The organism is Homoserinibacter sp. YIM 151385, from assembly GCF_027912415.1.
GTDB lineage: Bacteria > Actinomycetota > Actinomycetes > Actinomycetales > Microbacteriaceae > Schumannella.
This window is the reverse complement of the sequence record NZ_CP115175.1, coordinates 2,381,085-2,400,994: the sequence shown is the minus strand read 5'-3', so window position 1 is coordinate 2,400,994 and position 19,910 is coordinate 2,381,085. Positions and strand designations below refer to the sequence as shown.

The 19,910-nt window shown below is 71.2% G+C and carries 17 protein-coding genes and 3 tRNA genes; 8 read left to right on the top strand and 12 right to left on the bottom strand.

The features are described from left to right. From ftsH to tilS, 3 genes are all read right to left on the bottom strand, one after another. Complete coding sequence (gene ftsH / locus OF852_RS11600) at nucleotides 1-2,022, bottom strand: ATP-dependent zinc metalloprotease FtsH (protein WP_271119316.1); 2,022 nt, start codon at nucleotides 2,020-2,022, stop codon at nucleotides 1-3. Between the two features lie 117 nt (nucleotides 2,023-2,139). Next, nucleotides 2,140-2,691, bottom strand: a complete 552-nt coding sequence (gene hpt, locus OF852_RS11595) for a hypoxanthine phosphoribosyltransferase (protein WP_271119315.1) — start codon at nucleotides 2,689-2,691, stop codon at nucleotides 2,140-2,142. A gap of 41 nt (nucleotides 2,692-2,732) precedes the next feature. Continuing rightward, on the bottom strand, nucleotides 2,733-3,740 hold the full coding sequence (tilS, locus tag OF852_RS11590) for a tRNA lysidine(34) synthetase TilS (RefSeq protein ID WP_271121170.1): 1,008 nt from the start codon (nucleotides 3,738-3,740) through the stop codon (nucleotides 2,733-2,735). A 176-nt stretch (nucleotides 3,741-3,916) separates the two neighbouring features. Between tilS and ppa the strand changes: the two genes are divergently transcribed. Continuing rightward, nucleotides 3,917-4,408 carry an inorganic diphosphatase gene (gene ppa / locus OF852_RS11585; RefSeq protein WP_271119314.1) on the top strand — a complete coding sequence of 164 codons (492 nt, stop codon included), beginning with the start codon at nucleotides 3,917-3,919 and terminating at the stop codon, nucleotides 4,406-4,408. Nucleotides 4,409-4,514: 106 nt separating this feature from the next. Here the strand turns inward: ppa and OF852_RS11580 are convergent, their stop codons facing one another. Next, nucleotides 4,515-5,762: a C40 family peptidase gene (locus tag OF852_RS11580; protein WP_271119313.1), complete on the bottom strand. Its 1,248-nt coding sequence runs from the start codon at nucleotides 5,760-5,762 to the stop codon at nucleotides 4,515-4,517. Nucleotides 5,763-5,786: 24 nt separating this feature from the next. Continuing rightward, the gene (locus OF852_RS11575) at nucleotides 5,787-7,085 is read right to left on the bottom strand and encodes a M23 family metallopeptidase (protein WP_271119312.1); all 1,299 of its coding nucleotides are present in this window, start codon (nucleotides 7,083-7,085) and stop codon (nucleotides 5,787-5,789) included. Nucleotides 7,086-7,429: 344 nt separating this feature from the next. Here OF852_RS11575 and OF852_RS11570 point away from each other — a divergent pair. The 4 genes from OF852_RS11570 to OF852_RS11555 all read left to right on the top strand — a co-directional run bounded on the left by OF852_RS11570 (nucleotide 7,430) and on the right by OF852_RS11555 (nucleotide 8,660). After that, a tRNA-Glu gene (locus tag OF852_RS11570) sits at nucleotides 7,430-7,502 on the top strand. Between the two features lie 66 nt (nucleotides 7,503-7,568). Beyond that, nucleotides 7,569-7,642: transfer RNA gene (locus OF852_RS11565), tRNA-Asp, on the top strand. 64 nt (nucleotides 7,643-7,706) lie between these two features. Beyond that, a tRNA-Phe gene (locus OF852_RS11560) sits at nucleotides 7,707-7,779 on the top strand. Between the two features lie 518 nt (nucleotides 7,780-8,297). Next, entirely contained in the window at nucleotides 8,298-8,660 is a 363-nt protein-coding gene (locus OF852_RS11555; protein WP_271119311.1) for a DUF3024 domain-containing protein, read from the top strand. Between the two features lie 100 nt (nucleotides 8,661-8,760). Here the strand turns inward: OF852_RS11555 and OF852_RS11550 are convergent, their stop codons facing one another. The 3 genes from OF852_RS11550 to OF852_RS11540 form a co-directional block, all read right to left on the bottom strand. Then, nucleotides 8,761-9,312 carry a PIN domain-containing protein gene (locus tag OF852_RS11550; protein WP_271119310.1) on the bottom strand — a complete coding sequence of 184 codons (552 nt, stop codon included), beginning with the start codon at nucleotides 9,310-9,312 and terminating at the stop codon, nucleotides 8,761-8,763. Beyond that, entirely contained in the window at nucleotides 9,309-9,836 is a 528-nt protein-coding gene (locus tag OF852_RS11545; protein WP_271119309.1) for a helix-turn-helix domain-containing protein, read from the bottom strand. The genes OF852_RS11550 and OF852_RS11545 overlap by 4 nt, the downstream gene beginning before the upstream one ends. Nucleotides 9,837-10,462: 626 nt before the next feature. Next, nucleotides 10,463-10,828: a hypothetical protein gene (locus OF852_RS11540; RefSeq protein ID WP_271119308.1), complete on the bottom strand. Its 366-nt coding sequence runs from the start codon at nucleotides 10,826-10,828 to the stop codon at nucleotides 10,463-10,465. Between the two features lie 505 nt (nucleotides 10,829-11,333). Here OF852_RS11540 and OF852_RS11535 point away from each other — a divergent pair. From OF852_RS11535 to OF852_RS11525, 3 genes are read left to right on the top strand one after another with little or no spacing between them, the layout of a single operon-like run. Beyond that, nucleotides 11,334-12,365 carry a formylglycine-generating enzyme family protein gene (locus OF852_RS11535; protein WP_442908627.1) on the top strand — a complete coding sequence of 344 codons (1,032 nt, stop codon included), beginning with the start codon at nucleotides 11,334-11,336 and terminating at the stop codon, nucleotides 12,363-12,365. Beyond that, nucleotides 12,362-12,727, top strand: a complete 366-nt coding sequence (locus OF852_RS11530) for a YidH family protein (RefSeq protein WP_271119307.1) — start codon at nucleotides 12,362-12,364, stop codon at nucleotides 12,725-12,727. Before OF852_RS11535 ends, OF852_RS11530 begins: the two co-directional genes overlap by 4 nt. Continuing rightward, entirely contained in the window at nucleotides 12,724-13,071 is a 348-nt protein-coding gene (locus OF852_RS11525) for a DUF202 domain-containing protein (RefSeq protein ID WP_271119306.1), read from the top strand. Before OF852_RS11530 ends, OF852_RS11525 begins: the two co-directional genes overlap by 4 nt. A 105-nt stretch (nucleotides 13,072-13,176) precedes the next feature. Here the strand turns inward: OF852_RS11525 and OF852_RS11520 are convergent, their stop codons facing one another. Genes OF852_RS11520 through OF852_RS11505 form a run of 4 tightly spaced genes read right to left on the bottom strand, consistent with a single transcriptional unit; the run spans nucleotide 13,177 to nucleotide 19,868 of the window. Further along, a complete protein-coding gene (locus tag OF852_RS11520) occupies nucleotides 13,177-13,905 on the bottom strand; it encodes an SDR family oxidoreductase (protein WP_271119305.1) in 729 nt (242 codons plus the stop codon). Beyond that, nucleotides 13,902-14,696, bottom strand: coding sequence for an SDR family NAD(P)-dependent oxidoreductase (locus OF852_RS11515; protein WP_271119304.1), 795 nt, complete (start codon nucleotides 14,694-14,696; stop codon nucleotides 13,902-13,904). Before OF852_RS11515 ends, OF852_RS11520 begins: the two co-directional genes overlap by 4 nt. Before the next feature lie 41 nt (nucleotides 14,697-14,737). Beyond that, on the bottom strand, nucleotides 14,738-16,807 hold the full coding sequence (locus OF852_RS11510; RefSeq protein ID WP_271119303.1) for a beta-galactosidase: 2,070 nt from the start codon (nucleotides 16,805-16,807) through the stop codon (nucleotides 14,738-14,740). Nucleotides 16,808-16,820: 13 nt separating this feature from the next. Beyond that, complete coding sequence (locus tag OF852_RS11505; protein ID WP_271119302.1) at nucleotides 16,821-19,868, bottom strand: alpha-mannosidase; 3,048 nt, start codon at nucleotides 19,866-19,868, stop codon at nucleotides 16,821-16,823. Nucleotides 19,869-19,910: the final 42 nt, after the last annotated feature.

Below are 19,910 nucleotides of genomic sequence, written 5' to 3'. Positions count from 1 at the left end.
TCAGGCGGGCGAGAGGCCGGGGTTGCCGCGGGGGCGGGGGGTGCGCGCGGGAGCCGAGCCGCCGGACTCGCCGGAGTCGACGGCGCCGTCGACGGCCTCCGGGTCGACCGGGGCCTTCGTCGGGATCTCGACCGGGGGGAGGTCGCTCAGCGGTCGCTTGTCGCTCGAGAGCCACTGCGGGCGCTCGGGCAGCTTGCGCACGTCGGCGAAGATCTCGGCCAGCTGGTTGTGGTCGAGGGTCTCCTTCTCGAGCAGCTCGCGGGCCAGCCGGTCGAGGATGTCGCGGTTGTCGTTGAGCACCTGCCAGGCCTCGTCGTGCGCCTGCTCGACGAGCAGCCGCACCTCCTGGTCGACCTTCTCGGCCAGATCCTCCGAGTAGTCGCGCTGGTGGCCCATGTCGCGGCCGAGGAAGACCTCGCCCTGCGACTGGCCGAGCTTGATCGCGCCGATCGAGGACGACATCCCGTACTCGGTCACCATCTTGCGGGCCGTCGCGGTCGCCTTCTCGATGTCGTTCGAGGCGCCCGTCGTCGGGTCGTGGAACACGATCTCCTCCGCGACGCGGCCGCCCATGGCGTAGGAGAGCTGGTCGAGGAGCTCGTTGCGGGTGACCGAGTACTTGTCCTCAAGCGGGAGCACCATGGTGTAGCCGAGGGCGCGGCCGCGCGGCAGGATCGTCACCTTCGTGACCGGGTCGGTGTGCCGCATCGCCGCCGCCGCGAGCGCGTGGCCGCCCTCGTGGTACGCGGTGATGAGCCGCTCCTTGTCGTTCATGACGCGCGTGCGGCGCTGCGGGCCCGCCATGACGCGGTCCACCGCCTCGTCGAGGGCGCGGTTGTCGATGAGCTGCGCGTCGGCGCGGGCCGTGAGCAGCGCCGCCTCGTTGAGCACGTTCGCGAGATCCGCGCCCGTGAAGCCGGGGGTCTTGCGCGCGAGGACCTCGAGGTCGACGCCCTTCGCCATCGGCTTGCCCTTGGCATGCACCTCGAGGATCTGCTTGCGGCCGTTGAGGTCGGGGCCGTCGACGCCGATCTGGCGGTCGAAGCGGCCGGGGCGCAGCAGCGCCGGGTCGAGGATGTCGGGGCGGTTCGTCGCCGCGATGAGGATGACGTTCGTCTTCACGTCGAAGCCGTCCATCTCGACGAGGAGCTGGTTGAGCGTCTGCTCGCGCTCGTCGTGCCCGCCGCCGAGGCCGGCGCCGCGGTGGCGTCCGACCGCGTCGATCTCGTCGACGAAGATGATCGCCGGCGAGTTCTGCTTCGCCTGCTCGAAGAGGTCGCGGACGCGGCTCGCGCCGACGCCGACGAACATCTCCACGAAGTCGGAGCCCGAGATCGAGTAGAAGGGCACGCCCGCCTCGCCCGCGACGGCGCGCGCGAGCAGCGTCTTGCCGGTGCCGGGAGGGCCGTAGAGGAGCACGCCCTTGGGGATGCGCGCCCCGACCGCCTGGAACTTGGCCGGGTCCTTGAGGAAGTCCTTGATCTCGTGGAGCTCCTCGACCGCCTCCTGGCTGCCCGCGACATCCGCGAAGGTCACCTGCGGGCTCTCCTTCGAGACGAGCTTCGCCTTCGACTTGCCGAACTGCATGACGCGGTTGCCGCCGCCCTGCATGGAGGAGAGGAGGAACCAGAAGATGACGCCGATGATGAGGAACGGCAGGAGCAGGCCGAGGAAGCTCGTGAACCAGTTGGTCTGCGGGACCTCGTCGTCGAACTCCGCCTTGCTGCCGTCGATCGCCTCGATCACCGCGTCGCCGCGCGGGGCCACGTAGTAGAACTGCACCTGCGTGCCGAAGTCGGTGCCGGAGTCCTCGAAGCTCTCCTTGAGCTTCAGGTCGACGCGCTGCTCGCCGTCGACCGTCTTGATCTCGCTGACCGTCGAGCCCTTGAGGAGCTCGAGCCCCTGCTGGGTGGTGATCTCGCGGTAGCCGGAGCCGGTGAGCAGGCTGAAGCCCACCCAGAGCACGATGACCGCGAGCACGATGTAGATGATCGGCCCGCGAAGAATGCGCTTGAAGTCCATGATGTGCGGGCTGGGCCCGACGCCTCCCTGGGAAGAATGTGGAGTCAGGCTACCGCGCCGAGTCTCGACGGGATCCGGGTGTTCGCTGGGGGCGTGCTGTCGCCCGCGGCGACCCGCCTAGGCGTACACGTGCGGCGCGAGGATCGCGACGTCGCGCAGGTTGCGGAAGCGCTCCGCGTAGTCGAGGCCGTAGCCGACGACGAACTCGTTCGGGATGTCGAAGCCGAGGTAGCGGACGTCCACCTCGACCTTCGCGGCGTCCGGCTTGCGGAGCAGCGCGCAGATCTCCACCGACTCGGCGCCGCGGCTGCCGAGGTTCTGGCGCAGCCAGCTCAGCGTGAGGCCGGAGTCGATGATGTCCTCGACGATGAGCACGTGGCGGCCCTGGAGGTCGGTGTCGAGGTCCTTGAGGATGCGGACCACGCCGCTCGACTTCGTGCCGGAGCCGTAGGAGGAGACCGCCATCCAGTCCATCTCGATGTCGATCTTGAGCTCGCGCGCGAGATCGGCCATGACCATGACGGCGCCGCGCAGCACGCCGACGAGGAGCACGTTCCTCCCGGCGTAGTCGAGCTCGATCCTGCGGCTCAGCTCGGCGAGCTTCTCGCGGATCTCGGCCTCGGTCACGAGGACCTCGGTGAGCTCGTCGGCGATGTCGGCGGAGTCCATCAGCAGCCTTCCGGTGGGGTGTCGGGAGCGTCCTTCCGAGCCTAATGGTCGTGCGGCGGCCGCACGCCCGTCAGCTCCCCCGAGGTCGAGGAGATGAGGTGGATGCGGCCCCCCGAGCGCTCGGCCGTGAAGCCCGGCAGGTCGAGGCGGCCCTGCCCGTGCCATCCGGTCGCGAGACGCGCGATCTCGAGCGTCTGCGCCCGGCTCAGCGCGACATGGAACTCCGCCTCGACCGCGCGGCGGATGATGCGCTGCCGCAGCGCCGCCGGGTTGGCGGCGAGCGCGGCCGCGCCGATCGAGAGCCCGGCCTCCTCGAGCTCGACCAGATCCTCCATGACCTCCTCGGCCATCGCATCCAGCGCCTCGGCGTCCTCGCCCAGCAGCTCGGCCGCGCGCGCGAGGGAGGCCGGGATCTGCTCGCCGAGCTCGCGCACCAGCACCGGCATGACCTCGTGCCGGACGCGCGCCCGCATGAAGCGGCGCTCGAGGTTGTGTGGGTCGTCCCAGGGCTCGAGCCCCTGGTCGGCGCAGGCCTGCACGGTCGCGGCACGGGGGATGCCGAGCAGCGGCCGCCAGCGGAGCCCGGCCACGCGGTCCATGCCGAGCCCCGCGGGGCCGGTGCCGCGCAGCAGCCCGAGCAGCACGGTCTCCGCCTGGTCGTCGCGGGTGTGCCCGAGGAGCGCGCCGCGCGCACCCGTCTCGGCGACGACCGCCTCGATCTCGCGGTAGCGGCCGCGGCGGGCGAAGGCCTCGAGGCTGCCGGTCCGCGCGCCGTCGGAGGGCGGCATCCGCCGCACGCGCACGGGGTCGAGGCCCAGCTCGCGCGCCTGGCCGGCGGCGCGCTCGGCGACCTCGGCCGAGCCCTCCTGGAGGCCGTGGTCGACGACGACGGCGCCCGCGCGGAGGCCGGCCCGCGGCGCCTCGAAGGCGGTCGCGGCGGCGAGGGCGAGCGAGTCGGGCCCGCCGCTCAGCGCGACGAGCACGAGCGAGCCCTCCGGCAGCGCGCGCTCCTCGAGCAGCTCGCGCACGGCGCGGCGCACATCCGCCATGGGCGGGGTGAGGCGGGGACGGCGGTCGCCCGCGGGGGCGGCGTCGGGCGCGGTGTCGGTCACGGCTCGACACTATCGAGGCCGGCCCGCCCGCGACGCCCCGGAGGCATCGGATACCGTGTTCCCGGCGGCCGACTCGGCTGCCGCACCGCCGACATCATCGAAGGAGCCGCCGCGTGGCCGCATACGACGCCGTCATCGAGATCCCCAAGGGGAGCCGCAACAAGTACGAGGTCGACCACGAGACCGGCCGTGTGTTCCTCGACCGCGTGCTCTTCACCGGCTTCGTCTACCCGACCGACTACGGCTTCTTCGAGAACACGCTCGGCCTCGACGGCGACCCGGTCGACGTGCTCGTGCTCCTCGACTACCCGCTCTTCCCGGGCGTCGGCGTGAAGGTGCGCCCGGTCGGCGTCTTCAACATGACGGACGACGGCGGCTCCGACGCGAAGGTCATCGCGGTGCCCGCGAAGGACCCGCGCTGGGCGCACATCCAGGACGTCGCCGACATCCCGGAGTTCACCCGCAAGGAGATCGAGCACTTCTTCGAGCACTACAAGGACCTCGAGCCCGGCAAGTGGGTCAAGACCGAGGGCTGGGGGGATGCCGCCGAGGCCGAGCAGATCGTCCAGGCCGGCATCGCCGCCTACACCCCCGGCGGTCACTGACCCGCGCACCCGGCCCGCCGGCATCGCTGAGAGCTCCCGGATCGCGAGAACGCACTCGCGATCCGGGAGCTTCTCGCGATTCGGCGGCGGGGGATGCGGGGGCGGCTCAGCCGGTGGGGCGGCCCGCGTAGGGGACGAGGTCGCCGTAGCGGACGGCGCGGATGCGGACCGTCTCGCCGGGGTACGGGGCCTCGATCATCTGGCCGCCGCCGATGTAGAGCGTCACGTGGTACTTGCTGCCCGAGGCGGAGCCGCCGCTCGAGTAGAAGAGCAGGTCGCCGGCCTTGATCTGCGAGATCTTCACCAGCCTCCCCTGCGCCGCCATCGTCGAGTACTGGTTCGTCGCGGAGTGCGTGCCGATGTAGACGCCGACGTTCGCGTACGCCGTCTTCGTGAGACCGGAGCAGTCCCAGACGTTCGGGCCCGCACCGCCGAGGCGGTACGGCTCGCCGATCTGCGCCTTCGCGAAGGCGATCGCGCCGTCGACCTTGCCGGTGACGGGCGGGGCGGGCGGCGTCGGGTCGACGGGCGGGGCACCGGGGGTGCCGGAGTCGCCGTCGCCCGGGTCGGCGGGCGGCTCCTTCTGCTCCTCCTGCTCGCGCTCCCAGGCGAGCCCCTCGCGGTAGCCGCGCTCGGTGTCGGCCGTGGTGCCCTTGAGGCGGGCGAGCTGCGCGATGAGCGTCGCCTCCGCCTTGCGGCGCTCGGCGGCGCGGCCGCTCGCGTCCTTCGCCGCGGCCTCCGCCTCCCTGAGCAGCGCCTTCGCCGAGCGGGCGCGCTCGTCGCGCTCGTCCTCGGCGGCCGCGGCGCCGTCGGCGAGCTGCTCGGCGGCGTTGCGGTCGAAGATCGCGGTGCGCAGCAGCTCGGCGGAGGCGCGGCTGACCCGCGTCATGAGCCCGAGCCGCTCGAGGAGCCGGTCGGCGTCCTCGGCGGATGAGGTGAGCAGCGTCGCGGTGATGTCGCCCCCGCCGGCCCGCGCGAGCTGCGCGATGACGCCGGCCGCCCGCTGCCGGGACTCCTCGGCCGCCCGCTGCGCGGCCTCGGCGGCCGCGTACTGCTCGTCGGCCTCGGCGGTCGCCGTCTCGAGCGCATCCTGGGCGAGGTGGTACGCCTCGCCGCGTTCGAGCGCGACGCGGCCGAGGTCGGCGGCCTCGCGGTCGAGCCCGCGGATGAGCCGCTCGATCTTCTCGATCTGCGCGCGCTTGTCGGCCTCGTTCTTGCGAGCCTTCTCGACGTCATCCCAGCTCGGGTAGTCGTCGACGGCGACCGCCGCGGACGGCGTGGTCAGCGCGAGCACGAGGGCGCCGGCGCCGATCGCAGCCGCCGTCCCCCGAGGACGTCTGCGTGATTCGGTCATGGGGTGGGCGCTCCCGCTCCGCGCTCAGCCAAGGCGCACCCCGCGGGCGCGCATGAAGGGCACGGGATCGGTGAGCGCTCCGCCGATCCGGACCATGAAGTGGAGGTGGCAGCCGGTCGAGCCGCCCGTCGAGCCGACGCGGGCGATGTTCTGCCCCGGCCCGACCTGCTGGCCGACGCCGACCCGGATCCCGCCCGCGATGATGTGGCCGTATCCGGTCGAGGTGCCGTCCGGGTGCTGGATCTGGATGTAGTTGCCGAGGTCGCCGTTCGGGCCCGCGTAGGTGACGGTGCCGGAGTGCGCCGCGTAGATCGGGGCGCCGCAGCCCTGGCCGGCGAGGTCGGTGCCCGAGTGCAGCTTGTAGTAGCCGTAGATCGGGTGGAGTCGCATCCCGTAGCTGGAGGAGATGTAGCCGGAGGCGGGGCGCGCCCAGCCGGACGCGCTCACCGCGCCCGCGGCACCGGATCCCCACTGCTCGCGGAGACCCTTCCGGTAGTCCTTCTGCGTCGCCTTGCGGCGTGCGGCGAGCACGACCAGCTGCTGCTCCATGCGGTTCTGGTTCGCCTGCTGCTCGGTGACGGCGGCCGCGGCGGCCTCGCTCGCCGCCTGCGCCTTCTTCATCGCCTTCTCGGCGGCGGCCTGGCGGCGGTCGCGCTCGTCCTTCGCCTCGACGGCCTGGTCGCTGAGCGACTGGGCGGAGTTCTGGAGCTGCACGGCCTCGGTGTAGATCCCGTTGGAGCGCGAGGTGATCTTGTCCATCGCGCCGAGCTTGTAGAGGAGGTCGTCGGTGGCGGCGCTCGAGCCCTGCCCGAGGAGGTTCGCGGTGAGGTCGCTGCCGCCGACCTTCGCGCTCGCGGCGATGAGGCGGGCGGCGAGCTTCTGGGCGGCGCGCGCCTCCTTCTCGGCGGCGTCGGCCTGGGTCTGGAGCTGCTCGGCCTTGTAGGCGGCCTCGTCGGCGGCCTCCTGCGCCTGGTTGAACTCGAGGCCGCGCTTCTCGGCCTCGGCCTGGGCCTTCTCGGCCTTCTCGGTGAGGACGGCGAGCTGGGCGCGGATCTGCTTGATGAGCCCGCGCGCGTTCGACTCCTTCTTCACGGCCCGCTGCACGTCGGACCAGCTCGGGTAGTCGGCGGCGAAGGCCGGCGCGGGCGGCGCGGCGGCGACGCCGAGGCCCGGGAGGAGGATGAGGGCGGCGGCGAAGGCGATGAGGCGCGCGCGGCCGCGGGGCGCGACGGTGCGGAGCGCGGTGCTGCGGGGTCGATCGGTCGCGGTGCGGTCGCGGCTCGCCGTGCGGCCGCGAGCCCCCCAGCTCGTGTCGTCGTGCATCGTTCCCCGGTTCGTCGTCGCCGCGCGCGGGCGGTTCATCACATTGACAACAGCAACCACAGTAGCAACAGGGCCGGTTCACGCCCAGGCCCGTGCTCACGGGGATGCCGGCCGTCATGGCGTCCCGGACGCCGGCGCGATGCACGCGTCCGGGTTCCGCGAAGTCTCGACGACAGGTTGAACCTAACCCCGCGCCTGCGGGATGCCGCGCTCATTCGCCGGGAAACGCCGAATCCGCGGCACGCGGCCGTCCTCGTCGGGCCGCGGAATCCGCCTCCCGCTCGATTCGCTTTTCGGACTCGCCGCCCGTATGCTTGACCCTCGGTTGCTGTGCCGCACGACACGGCCCCATCGTTTAGTGGCCTAGGACACCGCCCTTTCACGGCGGCAGCACGGGTTCGAATCCCGTTGGGGTCACATTCGGTTGAGGTCGACGACAGCCATATAATTGAACAAGGATGCCGCGAGGCGTCCGAACAGCAAGGCCCTGTGGCGCAGTTGGTTAGCGTGCCGCCCTGTCACGGCGGAGGTCGCGGGTTCAAGTCCCGTCAGGGTCGCGGAAGCGGAACCCCTCTTCACGGAGGGGTTCTTCTCCATCCGGGCACTGTCTTGCAGTCCCGAGCCTCTGTAGCTCAGTTGGTAGAGCGTTCGACTGAAAATCGAAAGGTCACCGGATCGACGCCGGTCGGAGGCACCGTAATAACAGGCGAGTCGTCGCCACCCGCACTCTAGGTGTAGCCGATGGTGTAGCCGACGCGCGAGGAGGCGCTCCCTCAGCCCAGATCATGCGCCATAGCAACGCGGCGGGAAGCTGAACGAGCCGCCGTCGTCAGCAAATGCGACATGCGTGCTTGCCCATCTCGCATGCTGAAAGCGTTCGCGTACTTTGGGGAGACGTTCTCTCCCAGTACATCGCCCACACCGAGGACGGGGCGCTCCGATCGGGGAGTCGACGACGAAGCGACGGTCGCTCGGCCTCTCAAAGGCTGTGACCGGCGCCCTCGCAAGCGATCTGAGCATCGGCCGCGCATACGCGATAGCAACTATGTGCGATTCGCGTTATTCACGTAGGGCGTGGCGCTGAAGTTGCATTGGCGGTTCGCCTGGGCGCTCGCGCTGCACCCCCGCTCTGGCCGAACAGTTCCCGTCCGGGGGTCGACTCCGGCGACCCCAGGGCCCGGGTTGTGACGGCACGGTTGATAGGAATAGGGCATGGCCCTGCCGGAAGCTGACCTCGATCGCATCCAGTTGCGGTGTCGCAGGATCTGGCCGGAGCACCTCTGGGATCGGGCAAAGGTCGAGGCGGACGTGTCTACACTCCACGTCGACATCGTGGAGGTCCGCCCGCCGTGGAACGGGATCGGCGAGGACACCCGATTCCCGATCGCTCGGCTGCGCTACACCATCTCGACCGGACTGAGGTCGATCTATTGGCGGGACCGGAACCTCAAGTTCCATGAGTACCAGCGCAGACGCCCGACCAAGAACGTGCAAGCGCTGCTCGACCATATCGGCAGCCACGACGACCCGATCTTCTTCGGGCGACCAGGGCCTCCGTCAACAAGCCATCAATAAAGGCAGACGCCAGAAACCCTTGAGAACACGCGGGTTGGAGCCGATCGGCGGGTTCGTTGCAGGTCCGCGATCGACCAGCCGTCAACAATCAGCGGAATGCTCAGTAGAGCTTCGACCGGGCCGCATCCACGAACTTCGGCACCCCGGCACGGGTGAGTGCGAGCAGGAAGTCGTCGACGGTCATCGCCGGGGAGTCGTACCCCTCAACAAGTTCGACCAAGGCGCGCAGCGTCGGCGCGTGGTAGAGATCCAGCTGATCCAGGAGGAAGCCCTCGGGGTGGACGACTTCGAGGTCGAACGGTTCGACGGCCTCCGCAGGGAAGTGCTTCGTGTTGAAGGTCACGAGTACCTCGGCGCCGCCGCGGACGGCGGCGGCGAGCACGTGCCGATCCTTTTCGTCATTCGTCATCGTGGGCACCAGGTCGTCGTAGCCGGTGACCATCGCGTCGGTGAAGTAGCGTTCCATTGTGCCGACGCGCTTGGCAACGAGCGCCGGGTCCTCGCCGTTCTTCACGAGGTTCTTCGCTAACTCGAACAGAACATCCTTCGACCACAGTGGCCGGAACAGTCCACGATCAGCGAGTTCGAGAATGAAGTCGTTGAGCAGCGCCCCGTAGAGAACGTTGGTGTCGAAGAACGCGGGAAAGCTCACTCAGCGTCCAGCTCCGAACGACGCTTGACATCGGCCGGGTGACCGACCTGCAACTTCGCCCCGAGGCTGGATCGCTGCAACTCGCGCAGCGCAGCGCGACGCTCAGCGCGGAAGCTCGCCTGGTACGCGACCAAGTCCTCCAGCCGGACGCGACGGTGGCGGCCCGGCTTGTCGTAGGCGATATCGCCCGCCTCCAGGAGGCGGACCAGCGTCGGGCGGCTGATGCCGAGGAAGTCCGCGGCCTGCTGCGTCGTCATGGTCATGCCCTGTGGCACGATCGTGATGCCCTCGCCTGCGGCGAGCGCGTTCGTCACCTGATCGAGGATGCGAAAGATCTCATCCGGGATAGGACGGGCGTTGCCTTGGGGATCGACGAGCGCCGCCTTGGACGAGTTCTGCGAGAGGAAGACTTCGAGCTCACGCATCAACTCGGCGAAGTCGAGAATCTCCTCGCGGGCGCCGGCCTCGGGGAGGTAGGTCTGTGCCTTGCGGGCGCCGCGTGGTGTGTCGGTCGAGGTGCTCATGGTTCCTATCCTACGGGGACAAACGAAAAAATCGAACACAACGGCGAGTGGCGGACCTGCCGACCCCGGGCCATATCCGGGCCAGTTTCGGCCACTAAACGAACTGAGAGCAACTGCGACCACCGGGAAAATCCCTGGTCAGAATGGAGCCGACACTATGGACACAGTGCGAAAATAAGCGACCCCGAAATCACTGAGCATCGAAAGGTCACCGGATCGACGCCGGTCGGAGGCACCGGGTGAACCCCCGCTCAGGCGGGGGTTCTCGCGTTCCGCCGATGAATACGGTCGAGTCGCATCGGTGCGGAGAGCATCTGGCGAGCTCGTCGGGTGGGTGATGCACCTCGTCCAGAACGAACAGTCCCCACATGTGCTCACATGGGAGCGCACGGGAGCGGGGAACGGTTGACCGTCAGCCGGACCGCCTATCCCACCGCCTGAGCGCTCGCCCGCGGCCGACGGCTGCTCGGTGATGTAGCTCCGCGGTCCCGATGCGACTCAGACTGGTGACCGCGGAGTCGCGTGCGGGAGCCCGTGAAGTGCCATCGAGCCCTTTGCGAACCATCCACCCGCCGCGTTCGAGAGAGGTGGCGACAACCGGTGACCGCCCTACCGAGCGCAAGCGATCAGAGTTGGCGATGATGTTGCACGCGGCCGAATGTGGCGCCAATCAGCGAACGGCCAGGTGTACTCAGCCAAATGCTCAGCACCGCCGCATCAGTACTGACCATGCCGTAGAGAACTTCGCTCTGCCGTGTCACCTCGAGCTTCCGGCAGAACTCCCGCAGTCCGAGGACTGAGGTGTCGCGCCGCGAGCGCCGCCGGTACGTGCTCTGCAGGCACTCAGTCGAAACCGCATGGAGCTGAATATCCTGCACGCTGAGCGAGCGTACGTACTGATCGACTTGCGCGCGGTCAGCAGCGTCGACGGTCCAATCGAGCAATAGTGAGCGTAGCTCTACCAGCGTCAGCGCTTCGGCTTCGCTCGACACAGGACATCATCCCCCTCTGGCCCGACCATTCTCGCCCACCAGTCGAGACTGCGTGAGGCTCGCTGAACTCGAGCATCAGATCTCGGTGTTTGCTCGCCGGCTCGAAGCGGAAAAGGGCCCGACTCGCTATCGGTCAGCCGCGATCCGGCGATCGAACTCGGTGCCAGGTTCGCGATCGGATCCGAGCGGACACAACGCAAACACAAGCCGGACACGCTCCAAGCGCCGACTGCGATCACAGCGGGCCGCGGTGATGAGGGAGTTGTGAGAATTCGAGGCCAAAGGTCCGACCTCCCGTCATCCCGATCTGACGAAGAATCGAAAGGTCACCGGATCGACACCGGTCGGAGGCACCACCGAGTCCCCTGGATCTCCAGGGGACTTCGTTGTTCTCCAGGCACGGTCGCCGCTCGCGTCCGCATTCGGACGAGCCGATCGGGATTGGCACCGCACGGCCTCATCACATCGGACGGACGTCGCCTGTGGCACTGCTTGAATGGTGGTGATGATCCCGCACGACCATGACGGCTCCCCTCACCTCGACGATGCCGGCACCTCCGCGTCGGCGGCGGACTGCTGTGCGCCGAAGGGCCGTGCCGCGTTCCTCGCGATGGCCGCGCCGGCGACGGGCACTGTGCCGACGGCGCCGTCGGCGAGGCCGCATCGGATCGAGCAGGTGACCGTGCCGGCGCAGACGTTCCTGATGGGCGACGCGCGCGGTGACCAGAACCGCGGCGACGGCGAGACGCCCCGCCACCCGGTCGAGCTCGACGCCTTCTCGATCGATGCGACGACGGTCACGAACGACGACTACGCCCGCTTCGTCGACGCGACGGGCTACCGCACCGAGGCCGAGACCTTCGGCTTCTCGGCCGTGTTCCACCTCGCGCTCACCGCCCCCGAGTCCGACGTGATGGGACAGGCGCCCGGAACGCCCTGGTGGCTGGGCGTGCGCGGAGCCGACTGGCGGCATCCCGGCGGTGCCGGGTCGGATCTCACGGACCGGGGCGACCACCCCGCGATCCACCTCTCCTGGAACGACGCGAAGGCCTACTGCGACTGGGCCGGACGTGCGCTGCCGACCGAGGCGCAGTGGGAGGCCGCCTCGCGCGGCGGGCGCGACGGCGACCGCTTCCCCTGGGGCGACGAGATCGGCGGCACCGACGGCGCACCGCACCGCATGAACGTCTGGCAGGGTCGATTCCCGCTGACCAACACCCTCGACGACGGCTACCTCACCACCGCGCCGGTGCGCAGTTTCGAGCCCAACGCCTACGGGCTCTGGCAGACCGTCGGCAACGTCTGGGAATGGTGCGCCGACTGGTGGGATGCGGGCTACTACGCCGTCTCGCCGCGTCACGAGCCCGCCGGCCCCGACCACGGGCAGGCGCGGGTGATGCGCGGCGGATCGTTCCTCTGCCACGACTCCTACTGCAACCGCTACCGCAACGCGGCCCGCTCGTCGAACACCCCGGACTCGTCGATGAGCAACACCGGCTTCCGCTCCGTCGCGCGGCGCGAGGAGGCGAGCGCATGAGCGACCGCGCGCGCTTCCCCGCCCGTGTCTATCGCGACGGCGAGGAGCCCGACGCGCGCTTCACCCTGGCGAACGAGCGCACCTTCCTCGCCTGGATCCGCACCGCGCTCGCCCTCATCGCGGGCGGCGTCGCCCTCGAGGCGCTCGGGCTCGGCCTGCAGCCCCAGCTCCGCCTCGCCGCGTCGGTGCTGCTGATCGTGCTCGGCTGCGCCACGCCCGTCCAGGCCTGGCTCGGGTGGATGTCGGCGGAGCGGGCTCTGCGCCGCTCGCGCCCGCTCCCCGCGCCCCACCTCGCCCTGCCGCTCGGCATCGGGGTCGCCGTCGTCGCCGTGCTCGTGCTGCTCGCGGTGCTGCTGGCATGACCCTCCCCGACCGCGTCTTCGACGCGGGGCTGCAGCCCGAGCGGACCGCTCTGGCGTGGCGGCGCACCGCGCTGGCCATGGGCGTCGGCGCGCTGCTGGGCGCGCGCATCCTGCCGGATCTGGCCGGCCTGTGGACGCTCGTCCCGTCGCTGCTCTGCCTCGCCGCGGCGGGAGGCATCGCCGCCGCCTCGCAGCTGCGCTACCGCCGGGTGCACCGCGCGCTGGTCGCGGGCGAGAGCCCGCGCGGCCTGCCCGACGGGGCCATGATCGGCGCCACCGCCGGCGCCGTGCTCGCCGCGGCCGCCGCCGCGCTCGTCATCGTCGTGGTGCTCGCACTGCGCTGACCGACTCGAGCCGCTGACGCGTGCCGCAGCGGGAATGCGGGCATCGACGACGCGGGCCCCGCCGTGACCCCGAGACGCGCGTCGCATCGCGGTCTCCGAGGTCGATCAGGTCTGCGAGATCGGGCTGATCACGAGCTCGTCGAGGCGGACGTGCGCGGGCGAGTCGAGCACGAAGCGGATGGCCCTGGCGACGTCCTCGGGGCTCAGCATCGCGGCCCGCGCCGCCTCCCCGGGCACCTCGGGCCGCAGGCGCAGGAACTCGGTGTCGACGTCGCCGGGGCAGAGGTGACACGCGCGCACGCCGGCGGCGGCCTCCTGCGCGTTGAGGGTCTGGCACAAGGACGCGAGCGCGCTCTTGCTCGCGCTGTAGGCGACGCCGGCGAGCGGCGAGAACCGCCACGCGGAGTAGGAGGAGACGACGACGGCGTGTCCGGAGCCGGCGGCCCGCAGATCGGGCAGGACGGCGTCGAGGACGCGCATCGTCCCGGTCAGGTTGGTCTCGATGATCGCCTCCACGTCCGCCATGGCGTGGTCGCGCCACGAGCGCTTCGGCGCATTGAGCCCGGCGGCGAGCACGACCTCGTCGACCCTCCCCCATCCTGCGCGGATCTCGTCTCGCGCCGCGGCGATGGACTCGGCGTCGCGGGTGTCGAGCGGGAGGACGAGCGCCTCCCCGCCCGCGCGCTCGACCAGCCGCGCGGTCTCGTCGAGCACGGCTCGGCGCCGACCGCTCAGCGCCACGCGGCGGTCCGGGGCGAGCGCGACGGCCGCCGCGCGCCCCATGCCGCTTCCCGCGCCGGTGACCCAGGCGACGCGGCGCCCATCGGCCCTCACGCGCGCCCCGCGATCTCGTAGGCGCGCTGCGGCAGCTGCGTGGCGAGCTTGCCGCCGCTCACATCGAGCAGCGTCCCCGTGATGTAGCGGGAGGCGTCGCTCGCGAGGAAGCAGAGGAGGTCGCACACCTCCTCGGGCTCCCCCCAGCGGCGGAGCGTGAGCGTGTCGAGCAGCCGCGACTGCTCCGCGTCGGGCCGCTCGGTGAAGCCGTTGATGTCGGTGGGGATCATGCCGGGGGCGTAGGCGTTCGCCGTGATCCCCCAGGGGCCGAGCTCCCCGGCCAGCGTCCGGGTGAACTGCACGACCGCCGCCTTGGAGGCCGCATAGGCGGCGCTGCCGACGCTCGGCACGATCGCCGCGAAGGACGCGGCGTTGATGATCCGGCCGCCGCCCTGCCGCTTCATGGCCGGCATGACGGCCTGGCAGGTGCGGAAGGTGCCCGTGACGTTGACGTCGAGCACGCGGTTCCACGTCTCGTCGTCCGTGTCCTCGATCAGCCCCTCGCCCAGGATCCCGGCGTTGTTGATGAGGACGTCGATCCGCCCGTGTCGCTGGAGGACGGCATCGACCGCGGCCCGGACGGACGCGGTCGAGCGGACGTCGCAGACGAGCGACGAGCCGGCGACGCCGGCGGCGGTGCGGGTGGGCTCGGCCCAGGCGATCGCCTCCTCGCTCACATCGGTCACGACGACGATCGACCCCTCGCGCATGAAGGTCTCGGCGATCGCGCGCCCGATGCCTCTGCCGGCGCCGGTGATCATGACCACCTTGCGGTCGAGCTCGAGCTGCATGTCATCTCCCTCGTCGGCGGCGCGGCCGGTCGGCCGCGCGGTCAGTCTGCCGCGTCCAGCTCCGCGGCGCGATCGCGCGGACGCCGCCGCACGGCGACGCCTCTCGCCGCGAGCACATCCGGGTCGTCCGAGCCGGAGGACAGGATCGGGATGCCGGCAAGGCCCTCGAGCGCGACGGGCTGGTCCGTGCGGTTGACGAAGAACTCCCAGACGGTGTCGGCGTCCGCTCGCTGTGCGTGCTCGACCCGGCCGCGGAGCGCCTCGGGGAGCTCCGAGGCCAGCCCCGCCGCATCGAGGAGCACCGGGAGCAGCCCGCGCAGGCCCTCCTCGCCCAGGCGCGTCGAGACGTAGCTCGCGCTCCCCGCGCCCACGGCCCGCCGCGTCACCGCGGGCCCCGAGTTCCGGCCCGCCTCGCGGTAGGAGAGGAGGACCTCGACGTCCTCGGCGGTCAGCGAGACCTGCTCGCTCCAGGTGTCGCCGGCGAGCCCGCCGTCGAGCAGCAGGCGCTCGCCGTCGAGCAGCGGCTCGAACTCCTCGACGCGGACCCCCAGGAGCTCGCGGAACGCCCCCGGGTAGCCGCCGAGCCGGATCTGGTCGCGCTCGTCCACGATGCCCGAGAAGTAGGTGAGGACGAGGTGGCCGCCCTCGCGCACGTAGTCCTCCAGCCGCGCGGCACCGCGGTCCGAGACGAGGTGCAGGATCGGCGCGACAATCACCCGATGGCGCGAGAGATCGCCCCCGAAGGGCACGACCTCGGCGCGGATGCCGAGATCCAGCAGCGCGCGCCACCACTCCAGCGCCTCGCGGCGATAGCGGAGCCGGTCCGTCGGGTGGGAGTCGAGCTCGCTGGCCCACCAGGACTCCCAGTCGAAGACGATCCCGACGGGGGCCGCGGTCGGCTCGCTCCCGGCCACCTCGTCGAGCTGTCGCAGCATGCGCCCGAGGTCGACGACGTCGCGGAACAGCCGGCTGTCGGCGCCGGCGTGCGGCACCATCCCCGAGTGGTACTTCTCGGCGCCGGCTCGCGACTGCCGCCATTGGAAGTAGCACACCGCGTCGGCGCCCCGGGCGACGTGCGCGAGCGCATCGCGGGCCATCTCGCCGGGTCGCTTCGCGACGTTGATCGGCTGCCAGTTGACGGCGCTCGTCGAGTGCTCCATCAGGAACCAGGGGCGGTGGCCGGCGACGCCGCTCGTCAGGGAGGCCGAGAACGCGAGCTCGTCGCGCGCACCCGACCCGGGCTGGACGTAGTGGTCGTTTGAGACGAAGTCGACGGCATCGGCCCAGTCCGCGTAGTTCATCCCCTTCATCTCGCCCATGATCATGAAGTTCGTGGTCACGGGGACGTCCGGGGTGATCCGCGTGAGGATCTCCCGCTCCGCGATGAGGTGATCCTTCAACGCGTTCGAGGAGAAGCGCGCGAAGTCGAGCTGCTGGGTCGGGTTGGGGAAGGATGCGGCAAGCCGCGGCGGGAGGATCTCGGCGAAGGCGCCGTAGCGCTGCGACCAGAAGCTGGTGCCCCACGCCTCGTTGAGCTGCTCGATCGTGCCGTATCGCTGCTCGAGCCAGGTGCGGAACGCGGCCGCGGCGTCGTCCGAGAAGTCGAGGATGTTGTGGCAGCCGAGCTCGTTGCTGACGTGCCACGCGACGAGCGCCGGATGCGAGCGGTACCGCTCGGCGAGCACCTCGACGAGCTCGAGCGCGAAGCGGCGGAACACCGGCGAGGTGGGGCGCCAGTGCTGCCGTCCCCCCTGCGAGAGCACGCTGCCGTCGCGCGTGACCGGCAGCACCTCGGGGTGCGCGGCCGTCAGCCAGGGCGGCGGCGACGCCGTCGCGGTCGCGAGGTCCACCCCGATGCCGTTCGCGGCCATCAGGTCCATGACCTCGTCCAGCCAGTCGAGATCCCAGCGGTCGCGGGCCGGCTGGATCCTGGCCCAGGAGAAGATCGCGACCGAGACGACGTCGACGTTCGCCTCGCGCATGAGCGCGACATCCTCGTCCCAGACCTCGCGCGGCCACTGATCGGGGTTGTAGTCGGCGCCGAAGGAGATGCGCGGCTGCGCACCGGGGGCGCGCCGCAGCCACGTCGGTCGCTCGTCACGGTTCGGCATCGTCGGGGTCCTCTCAGCTCGCACGACGTGCTCGCAGCGTCACGATCTGGAACGGGGCGAGCTCGATGACGACGCCCGCACCGGCCGCGTCCACGGCGGTGGAGGCGGGCGCCTCGTCCTCGGGGGAGACGCGCTCCTCGATGAGGTCGGTCTGCCAGATCTCGTCGACCGGGGTCTCGATGCGGAGCTCGGAGGACCCCCGCTCGCCGAGGGGCTCGTACAGTCGCAGCACGAGGTCGCCGCTGCCGTCCTCCGCGAGCTTCACCGTCTCGATCACGGCGTTCCCGCGCACGACGCCCGCGATCGGCGCGATGTCGGCCGGGACCGCACGCAGCGGATACGCCAGCCGGTAGCCCTCCTCGACCGCGTCGCGCACGCTCGCCCCCGGGCGCACGGAGAGCGCGAAGCGGTGCCGGCCCTCGTCGGCGCGCGGGTCGGGGAACCGCGGCGCGCGCAGCAGCGACTGGCGGATGACGGCGTACGAGCCGCCGCCGTCCCGCGGATTCCGGGTCACGTCGTGCCCGTAGCTGGCGTCGTTGGCGAGCGCGGCGCCGAAGCCGGTCTCGCCGACGTGGACCCACCGGTGGCCGCTCGTCTCGAAGCGGGCGGCATCCCAGCTCGTGTTCTCGAGGATGGAGCGTCGGACGTGCCCGAACTGGATCTCGGCGGCGGAGGACTCGGCGTGCACATCGATCGGGAACGCGGCCTTGAGGAGCTTCTGGTTCTCGTGCCAGTCGATGTCGTAGGCGATGTCGAGTGCGCGTGCCCTCGCCGACAGCGAGATCTCCGCGACGACGGTCGATCCGCCGAAGGCGCGCGTGACCCGGACGACCGGCCGCGAGGGGTCGGCGTCGTCCAGCTCCCAGGCCGACACGTCGTCGAGCACCCGACGGTGCCGGCGGTAGTGCGCATCGATGTCCCAGGCGTCCCACTGGTTCGGGGTGTCGCGGTACAGCTCCAGCACCGCGGCACGCTGTCCGGGGGGAACGCTCTCGCGCCCGCTCGCCCGGTCGACCAGCGAGACCACGTGGCCGTCGGCGTCGATGTGCGCGCGCAGGGCGGCGTTCTGCAGGACCACGCCGTCCGACCCGCGGTGCACCTCGACCCGGTCCTCGATGTGCGGCGTGCCCGCGCCGAGCGACAGGATGCCGTCCTGCGCGAAGGGGCCCGAGTTGGCGAGCGCGCGCTCCCCGTCCGCCGGCGACAGCGCGGCCAGCGCCTCGGCGATGATCTGCTCGAGCTCGGCGGCGATGAGCTCGTAGTCGCGTTCCGCCTCGCGGTGCACCCACGCGATCGACGATCCGGGGAGCACGTCGTGGAACTGGTGGAGCAGCACCCGGCGCCAGATGTCCGTCAGCCGCTCGGCGGGATACGCGTGGCCCGCACGGAGCGCGGCCGTCGTCGCCCACAGCTCGGCCTCGTGCAGCAGCGACTCGCTGCGCCGGTTGCCGCGCTTGGTGCGCGCCTGCGAGGTGTAGGTGCCGCGGTGCAGCTCGAGATACATCTCGCCGCTCCACACGGGCGGCGTCGCGTACTCCGCGCGCGCCTCGTCGAAGAAGGCCTCCGGGCCGGCGACGCGCACTCTCGGCGAGCCCTCCAGCGAGGCCGCACGGCGGGACGCGGCGAGCATCTCGCGGGTCGGGCCGCCGCCCCCGTCGCCGTGCCCGAAGGGGACGAGCGAGGAGGACGAGTCCGCCTTGTCGGCGAAGTTGCGCTCCGCGTGCGCGAGCTCGGCGGGGCTCAGCACGGAGTTGTAGAGATCGACCGGCGGGAAGTGCGTGAACACGCGCGAGCCGTCGATGCCCTCCCACTCGAAGGTGTGGTGCGGGAAGGTGTTGGTCTCGTTCCAGGAGATCTTCTGCGAGAGGAAGGAGGGCAGCCCCGAGCGCCGGAGGATCTGCGGGAGCGCCGCGGAGTAGCCGAAGGAGTCGGGCAGCCAGCCGACGCGCGAGCGGATCCCGAACGCGTCCTGGAAGTAGCGGGTGCCCATCACGAACTGCCGGGCGAGCGCCTCGCCTCCCGGCAGGTTCGTGTCCGATTCGACCCACATGCCGCCGACCGGGACCCAGCGGCCCTCCGCGACGCGCGCCGCGATCCGCTGGAACAGCTCGGGGTAGACGCGCTCCACCCAGGCGTACTGCTGCGCCGAGGAGGCGGCGAACACGAAGTCGGGGTCGGCGTCCATCAGGTCGAGCACGTTCGAGAACGTCCGCGCGCACTTGCGGACGGTCTCCCGCACGGGCCAGAGCCAGGCGGAGTCGATGTGCGCGTGGCCGACGGCGACGACGCGGTGGGCGCTCGCGCTGGCCGGCGATGCCAGCACGTCGGCGAGCTGCGCCCTCGCCGCCGGCACGCTCCCGACGACGTCGTCCGGATCGAAGGCGTCCATCGCGTTCTCGATCGCGCGGGAGATCCGCGCGTGGCGCGTCGAGTCGGCCGGGATCTGCTCGAGCAGCCCGGCGAGGGTCCAGAGGTCCTGCTCCAGCTCGGCGGCCTGCGTGTCGCGCACGAGCACGTCGACGCGCCCGAGCCGGTAGGCGGGATCCGTCCCCGCCGTCTCGGGATCGCCCAGCCGGGTCGGGCGGAACTGCCAGCCCTCCGTCACATCGGGGTTGGAGGCCGCCTCGACGTAGAAGTCGATCGCGCCGCCGCGCACGGTCCCGTGCCGCTCCGAGAGCGGGATGTAGGAGTTGAGCGGCTCCACACCCTTGACGGTGCGCCCGTCGGTCGTCCAGACCAGGCCCTCCGACTGGAAGCCGGGGCGGTCGTGGGTGAAGCCGAGGTCGATGCTGGCCTCCGCGACGAAGCGGCCGTCCGCCCCCGTCTCCGGGAGCTCGCCCGTGACGTGCAGCCAGCAGGTGGACCAGGGCGCGCCCAGCGCATCGCCGGGAGCGATCGGCTCGTAGCTCTGCGCGAGCGCGTGGTCGAACTCCACCGGCTCGCCGGGAACCCGCCAGGCGGTCACCGTGAGCGCGCGACGATCGCCCTCGACGGCGGCGCGGACCTGCTCGCGGCGGAAGCGTCGGATGCGGTTGGTGATGAGCGCAGCGGTGTCGTGCACGGGGGCCTTTCGAGAGTGCGGAGATCGGGACGGCGGCGGCCG